The following is a 23,177-nucleotide window of genomic DNA, read 5'->3' on the forward strand; positions in this document are numbered from 1 at the left end:
CTGCCAAAATCCCGGATCACCTGTAAAGCTTGACGTCCGTGTATTTTATGATGAGATCTACGATGTCCTCGATCTCAAGATATCCGCTGTCTATCGAAAGATGATAGTTGACAGACTCTCCCCACTTCTGGCCCGTGTGATACGAGTAATAGTTAGCTCTCGCCTTGTCAGTGTCCTTCATCATCTTCTTCACCATATCCTGCGGCACGCCGTACTCCTCGACAGCCCTCTTGATCTTATCCTGCTCCTCGGCATAGATGAACACATTCGTTGCCTCAGGAATCCCGCGCAGGATATAGTCTGCACAACGTCCAACGATGACGCACGAACCCTCGTCAGCGATCCTCCTTATCGTATCGAACTGCGCCAGGAAAAACCTCTCATTGAGCGAAAGACTCTCAGGTCCCGCCTCCGCAGTTCCCATCGCCGAGATCAGGCTGTAAAGGAAACTGTTCTTCGCCTTCTTTTCCGCGTCCTCCATCATCTCCTTGCAGAATCCCGATTCCTCAGCGATCCTGTCCAGCAGCTCCTTGTCATAATACGGAACATCCAGCTTCTCCGCAAGACGTTTGCCTATCAGTCTGCCGCCGCTTCCGAATTCACGGCTTATAGTTATTATTTTCTTTCTATCATTCATAACGGATCCCTCCTTAGGCCATTACATATTTACGTATCATGTAAATACAGTTGTTTTAATTATATCACACTTTTTCATTTTATTGCCAGGAAAGTGTGCTGCGCATTATGTAAAGTTTTGCAGGTCGCCGCTCGCCAGCAGTGAGTGAATCTTCTGTTACCAAAAATGCATCTTCAGGCTGTCTTCTTTGGTAAAATCCCTGAAAAATCATGCCTTTCAAGAAAGGCGATTACCAAGAATCAAAATCTGCTCATGATCATTTGGTAAAATCTTTCGCGAAATATGGCTTTTTATACGTTTAAAATACCAAAAATCAATGACCGCTTCCTGTTTCTTGGTATTCGACAGCAGAAAAAGAGCGGGAAAACTGCCATTTTTACCAATAACAGCTATCCGGCAAATGATTTTTGGTTTTCACCCCGTAAGGCATGACAAGACATAAATGTATGATGAAACGAGATTTGCGAGTCAATGCCAGGCGTGCAGGATTAGACAGACAAGTAGTGCGCACACGCAGAGCGTATGCTATTTCACTTCGCTGCCGCGTTCCGGGATCAATCTGAGAAGCTTCAGCTCGCCGGGCTCCAGCGCGATCTCTCTGAGCAGATCATACTGCGAAGTCGAATGCGCATAAGCCACCTTCGGGAAGCAGCTGCTCCTGATCGTCTCCCTGACCGCACTGCCCATGGCCTCCGGCGCGCCGATGGTGCGCCACACGTCCTCCTCGCTTTCCGCGAAGAAATCGAATGTATACGAAACCATCGTATAGTTGCACTCGATATCCTCAAGATGAAGAAAGACCTCTTTTCGTTCCGCTTCATGGTCCGGCGTCTCCTCCATACCACCCGGAACATCACCTGGACCTGACAGTTCACCCATGTCACCCGGAACATCCGGTATATTGTAAAGCAATATGCCAAGTTCGCTGCCGTTCCGCGTTATCGTGCAGCTGTCGTTTTCGAATATCACTTCATCGTAAAGCTGATCGAGCAGGAAATACAGGTAATACCATCGAGTGCGCAGTCCTTTGCGGCCATACATGGAAAACGCTGTGCCGCTGACGGCCGGGATCAGATCAGTCGACGATACATACATAGATGCGTCGCCATACGAATCACTGACCTGCCGACGTCTGAGCCTGCGGATCAGCGCCGGCACGCCATCTTCGACACCAGCGGAAGCCTCCGCGAGCCCTGCGTCCCCGCAGGACACGCGGAGCCCCATCTCAATCCCCGCTCCGCGGCACAGACCGACCACCGGCTCGAAAATATCCCACGACTCGAGACGATCCCCGTACCCGGATAAAGAGCCCCTTCCAGGCGCCGTCCCTGACTCAGAATGATTTCTCCGCCCAAGAACACTTCCTGTCGCAGAACGCTCCTTCTCTCCCGAAGCTTCACTCGCCGCAAGACCATTCTCCAACCCGGCAAAGCTCTCCGATCCAAAACTATCTCCCCGTTCAAGGCTGTCCCCTGTTCCGGACATGCCTCTTGCCCCAGGACTTTCTCCCGGCTCAAGACTACCTCCTTGTCCGGGGATCTCCCCCGCCCCACAAGCGGCCCGCATCTTTGCAAAATCCGACTCGACCGCAACTACTTCCTCGATCCTGCAGCACGGTATCCCTACTATGGTAATGGCCGGTCAGGATCAGATGGGCGCTACCGCTATCGTTTCCGCTACATCGATAATCCTGCTGTTCACAGGCCCGATCGTAGGTATCGTATGCGACAAGAAGCTCAGCGTTGCTGCTGTCGGCACGAGCCTTTTCTTCATGATCGCGGCTCTCGGACTCGCATTCATGAATACAGGAATGCTCGGAACAGTGCTGTTCGTGGCAGGATATATTTTCGGCGTGCCTGCGATCAATATCGTTTCACCGCTCATCATGGGTCACATGTATGGCGACAAGGATCTCGGCAAGCTGATCGGATATGTCAACGTATTCATCGGTATCGGCGGCGCGATCGGCGCAACTGCAGTCGGTATGCTGATGCAGCACTACGGTTCGTACCAGATGCCTTGGCTGTACATGGCAGCAGTCCTGCTGATCGTTGCAGTCATCAGAGGTATCTGCACAAGCAATAAGAGAAAGTTCAAGGGCTAGGAAGCACCGGGGAAAGCAGCAGGCCCGTGAGGATGCAAGCTGCCGCCCAGGACGGGCCGTCAGGCGACTGTAATAGTTGTCGAGGCATAGTTAATACGCCTTGATCAGGATGCAGTTGACTGATCGATTCGGGTACGAAGGGCTGGCCGTCAGGCCGGCCCGGCGTGATCAACACGGCAGGCGGCGATCTCATGCCAGCCCGGTACCAACCAAGTTTTCACTATTCATAATATAAATTCCGGCAACGGAAGCCTCAGGGGCCGGCTCGTACGGACGCGCAAGCGTTCGTATGTGCCGGCCTCCGGGGTATGGGAACGGCCCCGCGGTCCTTCACCTGATGTCCGCGTCAGCGGACTTCGGGTGTTGGGAAGCGGGGCGGTTCTTTTTTTGCGAGCTTTACGGGGAGGCGCATTATATATATGTTGCTTTACGCTTTCAAGTCTTTATTGAACATTGTAGCCTATAAAGGCATTTTTATTCAATGAGTTTTGCGGGGAGGCGAAGGGATCGCGAGCCAGGGCGGCGCGGAGCGCATAAGATCGCCGCGTAAGCGGCTCCTCTAAAAAAGGCCGGGCGGCCCGGACGTGCTCATGAGAGCGTACCATCCGGACGGCTGCGGCCTTTACATAATATTCATCAATAATGGTATTTCGAGCGTTTTGCGATCATAAAGCCTATCGTCAGTGCGGCGGAAACGACTTCGGCGACGACGACTGACCCCCAGATGCCCTGGATCCCGAAGATCAATGGCAGGATCAGCACTGCGCCGACTTCGAACACCAGCGTTCTCATGAATGAGATTATCGCGGAGATCAGGCCGTTATTGAGGGCGGTGAAGAATGCGGATCCGAAGATGCTCATGCCGACGAACAGGAATGAACAGCAGTATATATGGAAGGCTTCGGTCGTCATTTTCACTAGCTCGGGGTCGTATCCGACGAAAACGGCGGCGCATTTGCCGGCGAGGAGCTGTATCAGAGCGAACATCACGACTCCGCACACGTTGATGACCCAGAGGCTGCGCCTGAAGAGGTTGTGCAGCTCGCTGTGGTTCTGAGCTCCGTAGTTGTAGCCGAACAGCGGCGCAGTGCCGACTGAGTAGCCGATGAAAACCGCAATGAAAATGTAGTTGACGTACATGAGCACGCCGTATGCTGCGACGCCGTCCGCGCCGGCGTATTTCATCAGCTGGAGATTGTAAAGCATGCTCACGACGGACATCGCGATGCTTGTGACGAATTCAGATGCTCCGTTCGTACATGTCTTGAGCAGAGCTTTGCCGTCATAGCTGGTTTTCGTAAGTTTCAGCAGGCTGGAATTTTTGCGTGCGAAGTAGATCAGCGGGATCAGCGCGCCTGTGAGTCCGCTTGCTGCCGTTGCCGCCGCTGCGCCTGCGATGCCCCATCCGAACGCGATGATGAACACTGCATCGAGCACCATGTTCATGAGACCGGCTCCCACGGTCGCAACGAAGCCGAGCCCGGGTTTTCCCGCCGTGACGAAAAAGCTCTGGAACGCATACTGCAGCACGAATGCGGGCTGTGCGGCCAGTATTATGCGTCCGTATAAAACGCAGTTGTCCAGCATTTCGCCTTCCGCGCCGAGTTTGGAAATGATCTGCGGAAGAAAAATTATTCCGACCACTGCAAGCACTGCGCCGACGCCTGCAGCGATGTATATCAGCATCGAAAAGAGGCGATTCGATCTTTCGTAGTCGCCCTCACCCATGGTTTTGGACACGAGTGCATTGCCGCCGGTACCGAATATGAAGCCGACCGAGCTGAGAAGCATCAGCACAGGCATGGTAAAGTTGACTGCCGCAAACGGCACTTTGCCGACAAAGTTGGACACAAAGAATCCGTCCACGACGCTGTATATAGATGTAAAGATCATCATTGCCACCGATGGCAGCACGAATCTGAACAGTCGTTTGTAATCAAAATGATCCGAAAGCTGGATCTTGTCTTTCGGGCGTTTCGAGCCTGTGACGGATTTGCCGGCTGTGGTGGCTGTGCCGGATCTGTCAGCTGCATCGGCGGTATCAGCTGTGTCGACCATGTCGGCGGTGTCAGCTGCGGCAGTATGAGTTTCCGGCGTGTGAGACTCCAACGTATGGGACTCCGACGTATGAGACTCCAATACTTGACATTCCGGCATATGATCCTGATTTTTGTGTTCCATAGTTCCTCCTGTTCTGCTGTTCTGTTTCCGGGTTTTTGGGAAAAAGGGCCGAGTGGCGGCTCAAAGCCGTTCCGCAACTTTTTTCATTTCCTCTATATAACGCTCCGTCAGCTCAAAATATATCTTTCGTTCTTCCTCTGACCATCTGTCAAAAACCGCATTTTCCTCGTCTCTGATTATCTTCACGGTCCGTTCTGCAAATCTGCGTCCCTCCTCGGTAAGATGCACGGTCTTGCTTCGACCGCTCGTCTTCTCAAGATAGACGAGCCCTTCCGATTCAAGGTTTCGCAACGACGAGTTCACGGTCTGCTTGCTGATACATGTCATTTTGACGATACCGCTCAGCGGGTACGAGCCTTCATTGTCATACACCACGTACATTATATTGAATGCGCTGTCAGTCAAATCAAGCCGCTTTGAAATTTCATGGTACGTTGCACCGATCTCGCTCATCAGTGTATTTAAGCGCGTTATGCTGCTGGTCATATGGATCTCCTTGATGATTTTGTTTTTGGGAATTTGTTCGTTCGTGCAGGTTTGTACGAGCTCGTAAAGGCTCACACAATTCGTATGATTTCGGACGATTTGCACATCAGTGATTATAGTATGATTTCGGACGATCGTCAAGGTAAGCTTCGATGGGAGCAAACAAGTTTTATCGGGTGCGAACTGTTATGTTTCAGCAGTAGAGGGACAAACTGTTATGTCGGCGGGGCGACAAGCCGGATTTATGACGGGCGGGCGGCACCGGAAGCTTATAGAACCGACCTCTCCCAAAGGGCTGCTGCTCTGAAAGTTTATATAATTGAGCTTATCTGGCGCGATATGCGCCTGAAAGTTTGATTTGTATCCTCTGAATGGAGGAAATCGGCTGTTTGGTGTGGCGTGATCACGCTTGCAGTCATTTTACTGATTTAAAGGCATCTGTTGTTGGCATTCGATGATGACCGGCGCCGGCATGCGGTGCCGACAGGTGTTAGCGGCTGATCAGGATGCATCCGTTGTGTATTAGTCCTATCAAAGATGACCTGTCGGGCGCGATCTGGTGCGTAGTCGGCTTGTGATAACAAGCGTTACCGGCAGGCTCGAATCCGACCCTTGTGTGTAGGATCCCTCTCATTTGAAAATCATTACACAACCGATCCCCCCGTCTGTGCAGTTTCCCGTGAAGTTCCTTTTTGTATTACACAAGGATATGGATGATTTTTACAGAAAAGCTGCATTTTCATGAGATTTCGACGTTTTGGAAGCGATCTGGCATGAAATCACGTGTAATATTTTTTGATGGCTATCATTTCTGCACATCTGAGAGCCCGGTTGTGCAATAGTTCTCCGATATACAAAATACTACACAAATGAGAATGCGGGCAAAATCCTCGACCACCGTGGACTCAGATCATTTGATTTATACATCTGCACCTATCCAGCGCAGTATGCTTCTATAAGTTTAATACGTGCCCCTTATAAGGCGGGGCTTTCTGGGCGAAGTGCCTGTCATGCTTATAAGCATTAACATTGGTCGAATCGATGCGCAGGATTTCCCGCGCTTAAAGAATATCGCACAGGAAATTCGCCGTGCATTCATTTTTAAAGACTCGACTTTCTATATACGACAGATTCTATAGAATGCCTGGTACATGATACTCAATGCTGATGCTGAAATCCCATGACTATCAGCAAAAACGTAAGACTTCAGCATCCGAATCCTTGCCTTATATCTTTTATATAGGCTTACCCGGTTCATCGGGATCAAAATTATCATCATGAGTCAGAGCTTTGATTTCTGCTTCGGTCAGACCGCTGTAGGCAATGATTTTCTTTATCGGTTCGCCTGCAGCTTTCATGTTCAACGCGATCTTGCGCTTTTCGTCGAGCTTGCCTTTTTCAAAGCCTGAGGCTTCACCCTGTTCAAATCCATCGGATTTGCCCTGCTCGTATCCGTCGGCCTCCCTGATCGCTTCACATTCTTCTCTTGTCAGTTTTTCGAATAAAAAACTCATAACGTCACCACCATGTTCCTTCAGAAATTCTGCCAGTATGCCGCTGGCCTGACATTCCCTGATGCTTTCTTCGATGGCGGTCCCCAGCTCTCCGCATTCTCTGTATTTTACACGGATCATGTGTATCAGCCTGCTGTATCCCTGCATCGTATTGCAGCGTTTCAGCAGCTCAGCGCCTTTCTCGTAATTCACATTGATGAATCTGACGACCACCTCTACTGATATTTTATCACACTCAGCCATGAATGCATCAGATAATTTCATCTCCTGCTCTACGGGTGCATCTTCGAGACCGTTGTAGAACACATAAAGTTCGGGGGTCGGTATCTTCACCGGCTTTTTGCTGTAAATCTCACGTGAAAACACGAGCTTTTCGTATTCTCTGGCGATATACGCCAGCATCCTCAGTGGTATGTTAGGACACAGCGTGCTCTGCTGCTCTGTGAGGATTATCCACTTATGGTCGATGATGAAGGAAAGGTCGTTCTCCCGGTCACCAAAGAACGCATCATCTAAAGTCACGATCTTCACGGGAGTATCTTTATCATAATTACTTCCGGAAAGCGCATTGTACAGCTCTATCAGATTTTCCTTATCGCTGAAAAGCGTACAGAAAGTGTTGTCCTTGTATGTATGCTTAGGTTTTTTCATTGTCCCCTCCATAGTTATATCGATCTTAAATGAACAGCGGCGGTATTCCTCCTGATCATATTGTATAATTATGGAAGCTAATATTCAACCTTTATTTTACATTTATATATTATTTTTCCATCATATGCCTTTAGCAACTCTCCTCGGCACACTTAAATCGGCTCATTTACGCCACATCATGGTCGTACTGTACTGCAAGAAGTGCCAAAACCGCAATACTTCTCCAGCCTCTTCCACTCCTTATTTTCGTGTATTGTACAAATTTTAGTAATGTTATTTACCGCGAGAGTACATTGACTTCAATGATCATTACCAAAACCATAGTGATTCTTTTCGATTCCTGGTAAAAGCGCCCCTCTCAACAGCCGTCAAACCACCAAAAAACTCGCTATAGCTGTTAGCTTTTTGGTAAAAAATCTCGCCAAAACAGTACTTTTCAGAGCTGAAAAATACCAAGAATTCAACCCAAGTAATCACCTTTTGGTAATTATCCACATCGCATAGGGAAGCAATGCTCATACCCTATAGGCTTGCCTACGCCGCCGCTAAAACAGCATCTCCAGCGCTCATGCTCCGTAGGCTAACCGGCGCTAAAAACTACTCTTAAAAATCCCAAAATCTCTCCCAGAGATTTTGCTCAACTCTTAGAAATATAAATAGACCTGAAATGTGAACACATTTCAGGATACCGACTTTCTGTCAGGCTCAGAGCCTGCATATCCCACAGATACACAGCACACGTACGCTCTGCCGCCCAATAACCTTACATCCTAACAAAAGCGGATCCGCCTCACACAACCCTGTGCGTCGGGGCGGATCCGCCAAAACAGCTAAAATGTTGATCTCTATGACTTGTTGTCGACTTGTCGATCTGATCTACGCGATCTATGCCGCGGGGTCCACGCCACGCCGCCTGGTCCGCGCCAATTCCACGTCAGTTTCACACTAATCTGATCCACGCCAGTTTCGCACTTATATCAAATCAGTTTCTCGCCTATCTCACTCCTCGTGCTTACTCCGTGCTTATCTCTCTCCTATCGCGCGCTTCGCACTTATTTCGCTCCTGCTCCTATTTCTCGGAAGCTTTCTTCTTTCGTGCAAAGATCAGGACTGCGGCAATGATCAGCGCAAGTGCTGCAATGCCCGCAAACAGCGCGATGTTCATACTGTCACCGGTCTCCGGCTTCGGGTCGCCCTTTTCGATCGGGTACTCCTCGACCATGAACTGCCAGTCAAGCGCCCCGATGCTCTCCTGATAATCGTTGCCCATCGTGATCGGCACGTTCAGTCCCACATCGAGAGTCACGCTCGCACCGGAATAAAATGTGCCGAGGCACGTCCATTCAGTCAGCCCGGCAGTCTGATCTGCCGACGCATCAAACAGCCTGGAGCTGCCCACCAGGTCAACAGTCAGGTCCATCTCTTTCAGAAAATCTGCAGATTCCTCTTTACTGACTCTCACGTTGCCGTCCTTATCCTGCAGTTCTGCAGAGCCGAGTGCTCTCATGTAAATCTTCACTTTTACATCTTTCGAAGCGTCGTTTCTCACGTCGATCTGCTGTGTGAGTTCATCGCCAGGCATCACGCCCTTGAAGTCCGTGAAAAGGTCAGTCGGCGAATACTTGCTGCCCGGCTGGAAAATGAACTGTTCCGCCTTGCCCTTGTATGTCACGTGCGAAGTCGCGTCAGCAGCGAACGAGATCGCCGTCGTACCGCATACCAGCACCAGCGCGAGAACCAGGGATGAAATTAATCTGATAGTCTTTTTCATGATCGCACCTCCTTAGTTCCCTGATCCTGATGGCGCCGAAATCACGCCATTAGCATCAACTGTAACATTCCAATATTCTTTAACAACACTTGTCGGTACAGACTGTATCGCTTCCGCGATGACCTCTATTACCTGCCTGCCACCATCAGCATCGGTATACTTCACAAGCGTTATACCATCATTACCAATCAAGTTCGCTGCCGGCGTTTTATTCGGAGCTACCGGGTTCTTGTAATAGTAGAATCCGTCTTTCTCGAACCAGCCTTCTCCCGGTGTAAAGCTCGGGATAGCTGCTGTTCCACCGATTCTCTCTCCGTCAGCGTTAACTCTGTATGTAACGAGCTTCACGCGAAGGTATGCATCGATGTTGCTTGTGTTTTTGACAGTTACATCCTTTTTCACTTTGCCCTCGAAATTTTCCTGCACTTCACAGGTCACGGTTGCAGGTTCAAATGTATTTGTCACTGCCGTCGTCTTGCTAACGAGGTACATCAATGTCCCCGTAACAGTAGCGCTCAGAAGGAGCACTGCCGCTATTGCCAGCACGATCACCTTTCTGGAGGCCGTACTTTTTCTTCTTTTCTTTGAATCCATTCTCATTCGTACCTACCTCCTTTAGTTACTCTTTTTCTCGTCGAAAATATTCTTAACAACAGTACTGTATCCGTTGAGGAAAGAACCAAATCTGTCATGGTTAGTTACATCGATTGTTTCAGACGTATTATCCTTGCTCAGTCCAACACTTCCTGAAATTGTTGGAGCCTTTTCTTTATATCTCCATGCCCAGTCAGTATCTTCCTGTACAGTGTAAGTTCCTGCCGGAAGTTCCTTTACTGTCTCACTGGCATTACCAACGATCGTCATTGATGTGTAAAGCTCGCCGTCTTTATAAATGTTCATCACATATGGCTCGTCTGGCTCACCGCCTTTTTTAGTAATCGTAAGGCTGCAAGTCTTAACATGGATCAGGAACTGCTCCTCCTTAGGGTCGAATCCACATTCCGGATCACAATCAGTATGCTTGAAAGTAACTTGATTTGTCACATCATCATTACCGATTTTCACAGTTGCTTTGACCGGAATATCCTGCTTTGTTGAGATCTTGCCGCCTTTATAATATGGTTCACTTCCAATAGCCGGACTGTATGATATATTCAGTCCAGGCTCACTGCCCGTCATAGTAACGCCATCATCAGTACTTGCTTTATTTCCATGCTTCCACACAGTTCCACCGACTTTGTTATCATTATAGCTTGTCGGTGCTGTATCTCCATAGTATACTGTGCTGTCCTTGTACGTCAGCTCCGGCTTGAAGACGTTGACTTTGCCGGTAACATTTCGAACAGAATCTTCTACCGCTTTTCCATCGGCACCTTTTCCTGTGTATTTAGGTGATACCGTAATTGTTACATCTAATGTAGTATCCTCTTTATTGCTTACTGTTTTATCCTTGTCATAGTCTACATCAACGTTAACATACGCCGTCTTCCAAGCATCGTCACCTGTTGGAATTGTAAAATTATATAATTCATCTACAGATGGAGTATCTCCTAATAAGTAGATATTTTTCTTATTGCCCGTTGCTTTTGGAACATTCAATGGAACATTCACTGTAGGAACATCAAATGTACCCGTTGGAGTTGTTGCATTTGCGTCTTCATATATGCCTGAATTTTCTCCATTAGTTGGTACGTTATTTCCTCCCCAGAATCCTTCTCTTGGTTTGATATTAAACGTAATCACGATTTTCCGACCATGGAAATCTCCTGTTTTAGATGCATCATTTTCGTCTCTGCCGTTAGCAGCAATGTAATTCTTGCTGAAATCAAAACCTGTAACATCTATTTTCTTCTTCTCTTTATCGATTGCTACAGTGTTATATATTGCAGTTCCATTAGCACTCCATTCAGCCTGCTTCGTGCTCTCATCATAACTTAAGCAATCATATGTTTTCACATCTATATCAGAAACATTCTCTGGCATATCGAAAGACTCGGAAACAATATCTCTGATCACCGACTGACTTCCCAGATTTATAGTTGTAGAACCGATCTGTGAACTGATTTTCTCGAAAATATTTTTCAGCGTATCTGAATCGGCCGCTGAAAGATAGTAACTTTCGCCATCTTTCAGATTTGAATTTAAATTTCCTCCATTATTCATAGACTTAGCATCCGGATAATTTGATGAAACATAGTGCATCAGTTTATTAGCATCAGTATAGTTATTATCGCTGTTTGGGGTGCCATCAGCGCCATCAAATATCCCTACTGTATATACAGTCACACCTGCATCTTTAAGAGCTTTAGCTTTTACTATCGTATCGTTCTTATCACTATCCGTCTCGCCATCCGTAAATAAGACAACTACTTTATTTCTATTATCGTTTTTCTTACTATCATTAGCAAAAATCTTTTCAGCCATAGTTAAGCCATCTAACGTCTGTGTTCCACCATGAGCCGTTAAAGCATCAATCGCATTTGATACACTAGTTTTGCCACTAGCTGTGCTCACATCCTGAAGGGCATTCTGATAATTTTTATCAGTTATATAATAATATTGCATCCCATCACGACCTTCGCCGTTCTTATCTCCTTCGTGTGGATAGTAATAAATATTATTATATCTTTTTAAATCTTTCACATCAGTCTTAGCTATATTAACTCCCGTCAAAAGCTCTGTATTGTTATATCCGTCAGAACTAAATCCAACAATACCAATTCGATGGTCAACCTCATCTTTTTCTGCCTGCGATTCTACATTAGTCACAAAACCCGTAACCGCATCTTTTAAAGCATCTAACCTGGTTTGATTACTGCTCACTGTAGTTTTTGTGTAAAACTGTATATTTAATGTATCATTTTCGCTAGATTTAGGCGTATATTTTGTTCCCGGATTGTCGTAAAATATCCAATGTGTACATCCATCCGTCCATGCTTTGCAATCGGAACACCAGCTTACTTCTTTATAGCTATTTGATTCATATACATAATACTTATTTCCTTGGCTAATAGTATTACTATAAACTTTATCATATCTTACATCATTGAATTTATACGACATCGATCCTGACTGGTCTAATACCAGCACGATATCTGTCGGCTTTGATGTATCTACACTTGTAACTGACCCTGTGCTATATGCTTCAAGTTTAATAGTATAGCTACCATCATCATTAGCTTTCGCAGTTTTATTCATCACCAGTCCATCAGGTGCTTCACCTTCTACTTTTGTAGGATCCTGTGGTGTTGTTGATTGTTTTGATGCGCTAGCTTTCTTGGCTTTTTTAGCTTTTGAAGCAGTGCTTTTCGCGTTATTCTTAGCCAGCGGTGCTACATTTGTATAGTTCACGGCGTTAATGATGCTTTCACTGTCTGCTTCGGCTGTCTCTCCACTATCCGCGTCGCTGTCTGTTACCTGCTCGTCATCGACACTGCTGTCGGTCTGGTTGTCTGCAGCGTCGTCGCCTGGCTCTGCACTGTCTACTGCCTGCTGGGTCGCGTCGGTCGGAGCGGCGCTGTCATCTGCAGCTGCGACCTGCGGCATGAATGCAAAGGTGGAGATGATCAGGGACATGCACAGTATGAGTGAAAGTATTTTGCTTTTTTTAGTTTTCCTCATGTTTGATTTCCTCCTTTACTATTCTCCGTCGGTTGGGTTTGTCGGGCTGGTTGCGTCGTCTGCGGGCCAGCCTTTTGCGTCAAGTGCGTTATCGCCGTTGTTCTTGACCTGGGTGGCCTGGGCGCTGACTTTGATGGTTGCGGTGCTGCCCTGGTACATGTTGCCCATCCCGGTGTCAAATTTCACGTTTCTGAAAAGCGCAGCTGTCGTTTCGCCGGGTGCGAGCGGCTGGTCGTAGTAATAAAAGCCGTCGCTGCCTAGTCTCCAGCTGTCTCCGTCAAAATCGAGGCTGACCAGATCCAGATCGACGTCACCATGAGAGTCGGCAGCAAGCGCGATAGCTTTTTGCACCTCTACACGTATGTACGCCGGATTACTGCCGGTGTTCTTCACCCTGACGATCTTAGAAACGTCCTGACCGGGCATCACGTTGAACCTTTCCTGCGACTGCTCGAACAGGATCTCTTCGCCGTCCCGGATCGCCGTCTCCTGCAGCTCGATCTTGATGTCGCCTGCGGTTATCACGTTTCTGGCGGTGTCCGCTGTGTTGAAGTACGCGATCGTCGAATAGATCAGCATCGACAGACACAGCACCAGAACCGCTCCGATTGCAATTTTCTTCTTCATAGCGATATCTCCTATCTTCATCCTTTAAAAATCCGTGTTGTCTGCCTGCTCACTTTTGTGCGCAGGGCATATATGAATGTCCGGGCGCCGGGGCGCGCATGTTTTTATGTAAAGCTGCAAGCTGTGGTTTGCATATTTTCATGTAAAGCCGCCAGCCGCAGGTCTGCACGCCGTCATGCAAAATCCAGGCACTCATGTATGCCCTGCTCCGAAGAGCAGGGTAAGGGGTCAGTATGTAAAATACTGATTAATTAAAAACTATTTCCATGGATTATAGTTTGCTCCAAATGCTGCATCCATAGCCTGTGCCGCATTGTCAAATCCGTCTGCCTGAACAGCTACAGCGAATACAGGGCAAGTAACCTTGCTCCAGTCCCAATCCTTATCCAAAGTAAGCTTTTTACCAAATGCATATGCGCCATCATCCTTGATATCGAATGATTTATCCAGATATACACCCTGAACAAACTGCTCAGTTGTCTGTCCAGCCGGAACTGCTGTTGCATAGTCCGCATAGTAAACGTTGTATGCTATTCCATCAATTTCTGTTTCAAAATAGTTCCACTTGCCCACAGTTTGCCAAATCCATTCATTTCCATATGTAGTTGTTACAGTACCATCTTTTACCTTGTTTCCAAAGTTGAAATGAAGTACATTAAGGCCTGCATTAAAAGTTTCTTCTCCATCATCAAGTGCCGACGGGATCGCAAAGTATGCTCTGATATAAGCATCCTTGCTGCCTGTATTGGTAACCGTTACCATCTTGTCTACATAATTCTTAGCTGTTGGCATTCCAAACTCGTCCTTTTCACCCTGGGCTGAGCCTACTATAGGATTGAGCGCTTTATTCTGCTCGAAAGCTTCTAACGCAGTTCCATCAGCGTTTCTCTGCTGCTCATTCAGTTGGATTTTTACCTTTCCTACTGTAAATGTATTTTCAGCCTTGTCTTTGTCCGTGAAGTACGCGAGTGATGCGCCTACGATTCCTACCACCAGCAGCGCCACTACCAGGCAGCTGGTTACGATTTTCTTCTTCATAAGTTTTAGTCCTTTCTCTTTTAATGATTGCTTTCTGCTCTTTCGCAGGGATCCGCTTCGGGTGGGTCTGGCCGGTGCGATACCTGCGAAAGATGTTGTCTTTTATGAAAATATCTTTCGATATGATCATCGTATTTTGTTCATATCCGGTCCCTGCGGAAACAGGGCCTAAATAGCGGCTCTCCGCAGGCGAGCGCAAACCCGCCCACTAGAAAGCAACTATCTAAGCCCTGCCTCTGGTTTAGAGACAGGACAGGTATGTATCCTGTTCGGATAGTTTCTGGTGAATCAGCTAGTTAGCCAGGTGCTGATTAATTCCAAGCCGGAGCTGCTGCCCATGCTTCCGCAGCTGTGTCGAATCCGTCAGCCTGGATAGCATATGCTTCGATAGTTATTGTCTTATCAGCATAATCAGCAACTGCTGCATTGCCCTTGATTGTAAAGTTCTCAAATACTTTGATATCCTGACCAGCGGTAACTGTAGCTTTATATGCGTATACATTAGTTGCCCCCTCTACTGCAGTCCATCCATTAGCAGCCATCTGTGCTGCTACTGTTGTGTCAGCTTCGATATCGGCAATCTCATCTACAACCTTTACAAACAGCCAGCTGTCTTCGCTGCCTGCAGTTACGTGAACTGTAGGATCCTTAATGTAAGTATGTCCCGGGATCAGCTTATAGCCGTTTTCCTTTACTCTTTCTGCAGGTGTAACTGCCGTTCCATACTGATCCACTTTAGCCTCGTCCAGCGTAATTGCTACATTACCTACAGTGAACGTATTAGTCACTGTCTCTGTCTGCGATGTCAGATAGGCCATCGTTCCGAGCACGCTCGCTACCACCAGCGCTGCTGCGCACAGAACGGTCACAAAAACTTTTTTCTTTCTTTTCATTTTCATTCCTCCTGTGAATTTAAGTTTTGATTGATCCTAATCCGGGCGCTTTATCAAGCGTTACCCACATTTTTAGCATCTCCAGTATTTGTTTTCCGAACGTTTTTTCTGCGACTTTGCCGCAATGCCCATCAGCGTCCGGAAACCGGCTGTCTGCACTTTACATCTCCTTGCCCTGCATCATCGCCTGTTCCTTCTACTCCTGCCAGGTGCGGGGTGCTGCCGCCGCTGACGTTTCCTACGCCTTTGCCTTTTCCCTTGCCTTTCTTCTTACTGTCGTCGAAGAGGTCGGGGATGAAGATCAGCAGCAGAATGACTGCGGCTGCGGCGATGGCTATGTACCGGCCGGGCGGGTTCTGTATGTAGTTGGCCACGTAGCCCATGTACGGGATCGTGAACGACGGGCGGCCGATCAGGTTGTTGAAGTGCACGGGTGATGCGTCGGGGTATTCGTTGGCATCGCCTTTTGTGTAAAAGTGCTGGCTGGCTTCGTCGATCTCGATGACTCTATGTGTAGCGACCGTGAGGTTTTCGTCGAGGACGAATGTGATCGGGTCGCCGACTTTGATGTCCTGCGGATCGGCTTTTTTGACGTAAATGAGTGAGCCGGTGTGGTATGTCGGTTCCATCGAGCCGGACAGTACGCAGTACGGCTGGTATCCTATGAGTCTGACGCCGACGAGCATCACTGCCAGCACGACCATGATCGCGATGAGGATGCCTGACACGATGTTCCAGACTCGTTTTGCTCCTGTTGGTTTTGTTTTCATTGTTTACTCCTGCAATAGCTGTAGTATGTATTTCTCGAGATGCCTGCCGACCGGCAGAGGTACGATACGCAGCCCTGGAATTCGGCTTTTTCGGATACGTCTCTGATGATCATGCAAAGCTTCTCGGTTCCGATGCTTCCGGGGTTAACGGCTCTGCCTGATGCGCCGGACTTATCGGTTTTGCCGTTCGGACCGGTTGCGCCATTCGGACCCGGTTTACCATTCGGGTCGGCTGCACCGGATTTGGCGACCCTTGCGGAAGCTCCTGATGCCTCTTCGAGTATATATTTGAGCATCTCGTTTTCGGCGGAGATTCGTTTGATTTCTTTCATCTGGTTTCGACAGATGTCGAGAGCGGACTCCTTGAGTCTGTCTATTTCGTCATCTATCGCATCATTCTCAATGCGGCGTGCTCCTGCGCTTCCGTACTTCTCGAGCTTGGCCGATCTGACACCGAGAGTTCCGGCTTCGTATGACTCTTTCCACCTCGCGCATGCGCGCTCGATCCTCTTGGATCCCAGGGCTTTTACATCAAAACCTGCGTCTCTGAAGATCGCGGTCGGTTTTTTTCCCTGCATATATTCTTTTATAAATAAAAACTTGAAATCTTTGGAATATGATACGCCTCGTTCATTAACGTCGACTACATAGGGGTTCTTTCGCAACGTGCGGATCTCTTCCTCATTAAGGTTTCCTCTGCCCATAAATGTTCCTCGCTGACTGACGACAAAATAAGTATTTTGTCACGAGCAGGCACAGAAGGTCACAGGTACTGCATTTGTAATATTGCCAAAAAACAAAAAACCCCCCGGAACAGGATGGGATTTTGAAAGACTGTACTAATAAAGTATCACCGGAGACTGCTGACCCGGAGTCTGGTTTACGATTAATTGATTAGGCGAATTATACCAATGGTATTTTTTTGTATTCCAAATAATCGTTTGGATAGAATTCAAACGATCTTATTTATATATATGTAATTTTTCCCATTTTCTCACGACAAATGTGAATTTTCTGTAAATCGGTCAGAAATGTTAAACTTTTTCTCGATTAGTCTTGTAAAAAGTCTCCTACCATGATAAAATTTCATAACAGCGGATTGGATTTAGTAATTCTATATAATATGTAAGTGACAAAATACTTATTTTGTCTAGAGCACGAGTTGAAGCCGTGCTATTTTTTTTACATACTCTGCTTCTGTAGAAATCAGATAAATACGTGTCGTTTCGATACTGCTGTGTCCCATAACATCTGCCAGGCATACTATATCTCTGCACAGGCTGTAAAAACTCCTCGCAAAAAGATGTCTGAGATTGTGTGGAAAAACTTTTCTGCCCAGAACGCCTGCATGCCGGCAAAGGGCTTTCATGTCGGCCCATATCTGCTTGCGGCTCAGTGGGCTGCCGTTTTTACTCAAAAAAATCTCTCCTGCTTTTATGCCGAGTTTTCGCATGTATATCCTGAGCTTTTTGCAAAGTTTGTCCGGTATCAAAATCGTCCGGTGTTTTCCTTTCATTGAAATCTGTGCCCGGCCGCATCTGACTGCCTCGGCGGTTATATGCCGGAGTTCGCTGACTCGGATGCCGGTCGCACATATGGTCTCCATCAGCAGCGCGATCCTTTCCTTCCCCATTTTGCGTGCGGTCCGGACCAGCCTGCGGTATTCGTCTTCGGTGAGTTCTCGCTCGGTTTCTCTGAAAAAACGTTTTTGTAATCTCAGAGACTTCAGGCGCAGCTCGTTCCAGCCTGCAAATCTGAAGTATGCGTTGATCGCAGCGATCATTGAGTTCACGGTCACCGGCTGTCTGCCGCTTTCCAGCAGACTCTGTTTCCACTCTGCCGCGAGCTCCTGAGTCACTTCACGACCGTCCAGCCATCTGCAAAATATTTTCACATCATGCAGATACTTTTCGATCGTGCCGTCGCTTCGTTCTTTTTGTCTCAGGAAGGATGCAAATCCCTCTATCGACTCTGTCGTGATCTTTCGTGTTTCCATTCTGCTTCCTCCAATGTAGTTGACACTCGTATACTATATTCAGTGCCACGAATTCACGATAATTATACAGAACCAGAGGCATTCCATCTATATTTTATTAACTTTTTAGTGTTGTTTTGTGAATTTCACCGTTTGTGAGACATTTTGCTGCAGTTGAAAATTTACATATTTTTCTTCGCATGTTTATGCAGTTTTCTACAGATTCCGCAGTTTATTTATGCATGTTTATGCATGTGCTTGAAATGTCCGGCACTCCGGCTGCCGCCCGACATCAGCGATCCGGGCGGCCGGTGGGAATACCGCAGATCATACGGCAGCCGAGTTGTCTTGAGCCTGAGAACTCTCGGGACTGACGGGCAGCATCATTCGAGTCCGGCGTCGTAAACGATCTCGCCGTCGAAAATCGTCATGGCTGTTTTCGTTGAAAGCATGCTGTCGGTATCATTGAAGATGTTGCGGCTGAACACGTTGATATCAGCGAGTTTCCCGGGTTCGAGCGTACCGAGACGATCTTCCATCTGCATAAGGTATGCAGGAGTCCTGGTGGAATTCGTGATGGCTTCCGCAACTGTGAATTTTTCCTGCGGGTTCCATCCCTCTGCCGGAGTATCGTTGCCCATCCGTCTGGTCACCGCTCTGTAGATCGTGTCTACCGGATCGAGGTCGACGATCGGATAATCCGTGCCGAATGCCACGACTGCGCCATTTTCCTGCAGGGTCTTGCCCATCCACGAAAGTTTTATGCGGGCGTCGTCCAGCATGAGGAAAGCGGGGTGGATGTCGAGTGAATCGATGACGATATGGCTCGGCTGGATGCTGGCCACCGTGTTCGTTGCCGCAAGGCGCGGGATGTCGTCTTCGTGTATGACTTCGATGTGTTCTATCGCATTGCGGATGTCTTTTTCACCGTACTCGCGGCGCGCCGCTTCGTACGCATCGAGCGCAAGGCGAACCGCCGCATCTCCGCACGCGTGCAGCCTCATTGCAATACCGTTCTTATAACACTCTCTGCTCTTTTTCATGAGACACTCGGGATCGACCAGCGGCTCTGAACGGAACCCCGGACGATCCTTGTACGGCTCGACCATATAGCCGGTATAGCCCAGCGGTGTGCCGTCGACGAAGCCCTTGAGACCCATGAATCTCAGCTTGTCAGACGCGTATTCTTTTTTCAGCTCGAGTGCCTCTCGGATGTCCATTTCCATGTGCGGCGCAAAGAACACGCGCATTTTCAGTTCGCCGCGGTTTTCGAGGCGTCTGCAGGCTTTATGTTTCATGATCCGCATGACGTGTACGGCGCCGACCGAAGTGATCCCTTTGCTGTGCGCGACGTCCATGAAAATCTTTATCATTTTTTCCTCAAGTTCCGGAGAAGCGTCGAGGGCTTTGCGCGTCACCATTTCCATGGCGGGCTGTTCGAGGAAAAATCCGGTCGGCTCGCCGTTTTCGTCTCTTTCGATGATACCGCCCTGTGGAGTCGGGGTGTCTTTATCGATGCCGCAAAGCTCCATCGTTTTGCTGTTTACCCAAACTGCGTGCAGCTCGTTGTTGAATGCGATGACCGGGCGGTCAGGGAAATACTTGTCGAGGGCTTCCTTTGACGGGAGCGCTTCGCCTGGCCATCTGTAGTTGCACCAGCGGAATCCGATCACCCAGTCGGTCGGGAGCGACCTGTCGGAGTTATGTGACCGCTCAGCCGAGGCACTGCCCTTTTCATAAAAATCGTACAGCATCCGTGCCGCCTCTTCCTGTGAATTCGCCTCGTAAAGGTCCACTGTCGCTGCATGCATGGAGCCCAGGAACAGGTGGATATGACTGTCGATCAAGCCGGGAGTCACTGTGCGATCACCGAGATCGATGAGCTTGTATGGCGGTTGCGTGGCTGCGTTTCCGGTTCCTTCTTCAGATTTAACTTCGGATCGGTCGTCAAATCCAGATTCGGGGTGAACCTTTGCTTCGAGGGGAATTTCCGTTTTGATGCAAGCTTCGGTTTTAGGGTGGGGGTGTGCAGAAATGCCATTGTACTTATCCGTCTCGCCTCTTACTACTTCCTTTATTTTATTGCCTTCGATCTCGATGTAACCTGCAAATGGCTCGCTGCCGATGCTGTCGAAAATGCAGCTGCTTTTCAGTACAATATTCATATTTCTCCTCCTTTTCGGGTATGGGGATTTTGGTTGGTGATTGGTTAGAGTTTGGTTGCTTAGAGTTGGTGGTTAGGGTTGGTGGTTAGGGTCGATGCTTAAGTGGTACAGGCAGCAAGATTGTGAAATCTTCGGCCCTGCTTTTAAGTGATTTTACTTGGGATTATGCTTTGCCTGGCCAGCCCTGCCGGAGCTGCGCCGGGGTGATCGTTTTTTTGTGTAGAAAAGCTTCTTCTCAAAAATTATTACACTTACGGGGGGCGGGCTTGTGTATGATGCCGGAAATTCAATTTTTATTGCACAACGTTTTGTAATTTTTTGGTATTTTATCGTGTTTTTGATGCTTTTTTGGCTTATTTAGCTATATCGGGCTGATTTCGTGTGTATAGTGTTATACGGAACACACTATCATACACATTTTTTTAGCCCTTTGTGTATTTCTGAAAAAAAACGGATATCACTACACAAGTCGGCAGCCGAGGGCGGCTCAAGATCTGATTTACCGACTCTACCTTTTATCATGACTTTTACATATGTATGAAATATCGCAAGCGATATTTCATCATTATCCATATACATAAGCCGGCGTTAGAAAACGCCGGCCTCTTATTCATATGATGCGCGGGCGAATGCCCGCACTGCTTTTCGGCGCGCTCTGCGCGCCGCAGATACTGCGTGCCGCCGAACGATCGCGTGCAAATCGAATGTCTGCGCTTTACATAACCGGGCGCCGCCTGATGTCAGGCGCGACCAGACGATCGGCCAGACGATCGCGCGGTGCCTGAAGCTATGCGCTTTACAGCTGCGGTCTACAGATCTACAGCTCGTCGAATACCACTTCGCCGTCGAACAGTGTCATCACTGTCTTTACGGACGGGATGTCCTCCTCATTCTCGAAGATGTTCTTGTTGAACACATTGATATCGGCGAGTTTGCCGACTTCGAGAGTTCCGAGCTTATCTTCCATGCGCATCATGTAAGCCGGGCCCTTTGTGGAGTTTGTGATCGCTTCCGCGATAGTGAATTTTTCCTGCGGGTTCCAGCCGTCTACCGGCAGATCGTCTTCCATACGTCTCTTGACTGCTCTGTAGATCGTGTCGACAGGGTCGAGCTCTACGATCGGGTAGTCGGTACCGAACGCGATCTTTGCGCCGGCTTTTGCGAGAGTCTTGCCAGGCCATGCCAGTTTGATACGTTCAGCGTCGAGCATCTGGAATACAGGATGCTTTTCCAGCGACTCCATCAGGATGTGGCAAGGCTGGATGCTGGCGATCGTGTTGGTTTCTGCAAATCTGTTCAGATCGTCAGGATGCAGCACTTCGATGTGCTCGATAGTGTTTCTTACGTCCTTCGGTCCGATCGCTTTCCTTGCGCCTTCGAATGCGTCGAGCGCCATTCTTACCGCGCCGTCGCCGCACGCGTGCAGTCTGAGCGGGATATCGTGCTCATAGCACTGCTTGCACTTCGCATCGAGCCAGTCTTTGTCTACGAGCGGCTGCGAGCGGAATCCCGGGCGATCCGTGTAAGGCTCTACCATGTATCCGGTGTATCCCAGCGGAGTTCCGTCCATGAAGCCCTTGAGGCCGAGGAAACTGAGCCTGTCGGACTTGTACTCTTCCTTGAGCTTGAGAGCCTCGTCAAAATCCATCTCCATATGAGGAGCAAAGAACACTCTCACTTTGAGCTTGCCCTTTTCTTCAAGTCTTCTGCATGCTTCATTTTTCATGATCTTGAGCACGTGGACTGCGCCTACCGAAGTAACGCCCTTTGTGTGCGCCATGTTGATGAAGCCTTCGATCAGTTCTTCTTCTTTTTCAGGCGAAAAATCAAGCGCTCTGTCTGTAGCTAGCTCCATTGCCGGCTGCTCGAGCAGGAATCCTGTAGGTTCGCCGTTCTCGTCTCTTTCGATGATGCCGCCGTCAGGATCTGCTGTGTCTTTTGTGATGCCGCAGATTTCCAGGGTCTTGCTGTTTACCCAGATGGCATGCAGCTCGTCGTTGAATGCGATCACAGGACGGTCAGGGAAATATTTGTCAAGTGATGCTTTTGTAGGCAGCTTTTCGTCCGGCCATCTGTAATGCGACCATCTGAAACCGAGCACCCATTCGTCATCACGGTCTTTGTAAAATTCATAGAGGTTCTTTGCCGCTTCTTCTTCTGTCGCCGTATTGTACAGATCTATAGTAGCGTTGTGCAGTGAACCGAGGAAAAGGTGGATATGGCTGTCGATCAGCCCTGCAGTTATCGTTCTGTCTCCGCAGTCTCTGAGATCGTATTTTGCCGGATCATTGTATTTGTCCGTCTCACCTTTTGTCACTTCTTTGATCTTGTTGTCTTCGATTTCTATGTAACCTGCAAAAGGTTTATCTCCGACGCTGTCATAGATACATGTGCTTTTAAGTACCAGATTCATAATTGTCCCCCTATCTTTCCGGCGCGGCTGTACCCGGGCTGCGTGTTCGCGCTGCAGCCCGGCAATGCCGGCCATACTTAGTAACTTCAACTGTATTTGATGTTCTAACTCCTTTAGTTATATTACTATACTCCAAATAAAAAAGTGAGTAAATCTCTTAATTGCTAATTCTTTTAATTTTCAGAAAAGAGTTTTGCGTTTTTTGCGCCGGGGTCTCGGGAGACAGCAACTAAATCTTTTTGACGGTTTGTTTTATGTAAAGGTGCACGAGGCCGGGATGCGGGAGGTTCATGGCGCAGGTTGGTCTGTGTCGGGGTGAGAGGTACGGCGG

At 48.3% G+C, this 23,177-nt stretch carries 17 protein-coding genes; 1 reads left to right on the plus strand and 16 read right to left on the minus strand.

Annotated elements, in window-relative coordinates; genetic code table 11:
• Positions 1-16 precede the first annotated feature (16 nt).
• Positions 17-637 carry a cytidylate kinase-like family protein gene (locus tag OCV59_RS02420; RefSeq protein ID WP_147592805.1) on the minus strand — a complete coding sequence of 207 codons (621 nt, stop codon included), beginning with the start codon at positions 635-637 and terminating at the stop codon, positions 17-19.
• Positions 638-1,162: 525 nt separating this feature from the next.
• Positions 1,163-2,122 (minus strand): hypothetical protein, encoded by a 960-nt coding sequence (locus OCV59_RS02425; protein ID WP_147592807.1) that lies wholly within the window; start codon positions 2,120-2,122, stop codon positions 1,163-1,165.
• 142 nt (positions 2,123-2,264) lie between these two features.
• Here OCV59_RS02425 and OCV59_RS02430 point away from each other — a divergent pair, with 142 nt between their 5' ends.
• Entirely contained in the window at positions 2,265-2,741 is a 477-nt protein-coding gene (locus tag OCV59_RS02430; RefSeq protein ID WP_147592809.1) for an MFS transporter, read from the plus strand.
• Positions 2,742-3,377: 636 nt separating this feature from the next.
• Here OCV59_RS02430 and OCV59_RS02435 read toward each other — a convergent pair.
• The 14 genes from OCV59_RS02435 to OCV59_RS02500 form a co-directional block, all read right to left on the minus strand.
• Positions 3,378-4,922, minus strand: a complete 1,545-nt coding sequence (locus OCV59_RS02435; protein WP_262584058.1) for an MATE family efflux transporter — start codon at positions 4,920-4,922, stop codon at positions 3,378-3,380.
• Positions 4,923-4,982: 60 nt separating this feature from the next.
• The gene (locus tag OCV59_RS02440; protein ID WP_147592811.1) at positions 4,983-5,408 is read right to left on the minus strand and encodes a MarR family winged helix-turn-helix transcriptional regulator; all 426 of its coding nucleotides are present in this window, start codon (positions 5,406-5,408) and stop codon (positions 4,983-4,985) included.
• Positions 5,409-6,643: 1,235 nt separating this feature from the next.
• Positions 6,644-7,573 carry an RpnC/YadD family protein gene (locus OCV59_RS02445; protein ID WP_147592813.1) on the minus strand — a complete coding sequence of 310 codons (930 nt, stop codon included), beginning with the start codon at positions 7,571-7,573 and terminating at the stop codon, positions 6,644-6,646.
• Positions 7,574-8,642: 1,069 nt separating this feature from the next.
• Entirely contained in the window at positions 8,643-9,344 is a 702-nt protein-coding gene (locus OCV59_RS02450; protein ID WP_147592815.1) for an LPXTG cell wall anchor domain-containing protein, read from the minus strand.
• 12 nt (positions 9,345-9,356) lie between these two features.
• Positions 9,357-9,944, minus strand: a complete 588-nt coding sequence (locus tag OCV59_RS02455; RefSeq protein ID WP_147592817.1) for a hypothetical protein — start codon at positions 9,942-9,944, stop codon at positions 9,357-9,359.
• A gap of 15 nt (positions 9,945-9,959) precedes the next feature.
• Positions 9,960-12,965, minus strand: coding sequence for a vWA domain-containing protein (locus OCV59_RS02460; RefSeq protein WP_147592819.1), 3,006 nt, complete (start codon positions 12,963-12,965; stop codon positions 9,960-9,962).
• A gap of 18 nt (positions 12,966-12,983) precedes the next feature.
• The gene (locus tag OCV59_RS02465) at positions 12,984-13,592 is read right to left on the minus strand and encodes a TasA family protein (RefSeq protein WP_262584059.1); all 609 of its coding nucleotides are present in this window, start codon (positions 13,590-13,592) and stop codon (positions 12,984-12,986) included.
• Positions 13,593-13,850: 258 nt separating this feature from the next.
• Complete coding sequence (locus tag OCV59_RS02470) at positions 13,851-14,630, minus strand: SipW-dependent-type signal peptide-containing protein (protein ID WP_147592823.1); 780 nt, start codon at positions 14,628-14,630, stop codon at positions 13,851-13,853.
• A 311-nt stretch (positions 14,631-14,941) separates the two neighbouring features.
• Positions 14,942-15,523 carry a SipW-dependent-type signal peptide-containing protein gene (locus OCV59_RS02475; protein ID WP_262584060.1) on the minus strand — a complete coding sequence of 194 codons (582 nt, stop codon included), beginning with the start codon at positions 15,521-15,523 and terminating at the stop codon, positions 14,942-14,944.
• A 131-nt stretch (positions 15,524-15,654) separates the two neighbouring features.
• Positions 15,655-16,293, minus strand: coding sequence for a signal peptidase I (locus OCV59_RS02480; protein WP_147592827.1), 639 nt, complete (start codon positions 16,291-16,293; stop codon positions 15,655-15,657).
• The gene (locus tag OCV59_RS02485; protein WP_147592829.1) at positions 16,290-16,997 is read right to left on the minus strand and encodes a collagen-like triple helix repeat-containing protein; all 708 of its coding nucleotides are present in this window, start codon (positions 16,995-16,997) and stop codon (positions 16,290-16,292) included. The genes OCV59_RS02480 and OCV59_RS02485 overlap by 4 nt, the downstream gene beginning before the upstream one ends.
• A gap of 446 nt (positions 16,998-17,443) precedes the next feature.
• Entirely contained in the window at positions 17,444-18,289 is an 846-nt protein-coding gene (locus OCV59_RS02490; RefSeq protein ID WP_147592831.1) for a tyrosine-type recombinase/integrase, read from the minus strand.
• Positions 18,290-18,651: 362 nt separating this feature from the next.
• Complete coding sequence (locus OCV59_RS02495) at positions 18,652-20,433, minus strand: amidohydrolase (protein ID WP_147592833.1); 1,782 nt, start codon at positions 20,431-20,433, stop codon at positions 18,652-18,654.
• 817 nt (positions 20,434-21,250) lie between these two features.
• Positions 21,251-22,846, minus strand: coding sequence for an amidohydrolase (locus OCV59_RS02500; RefSeq protein ID WP_262584061.1), 1,596 nt, complete (start codon positions 22,844-22,846; stop codon positions 21,251-21,253).
• Positions 22,847-23,177: the final 331 nt, after the last annotated feature.

Source organism: Brotomerdimonas butyrica (assembly GCF_025567305.1).
Classification (GTDB): Bacteria; Bacillota; Clostridia; order Peptostreptococcales; family Anaerovoracaceae; genus Lentihominibacter; species Lentihominibacter butyricus.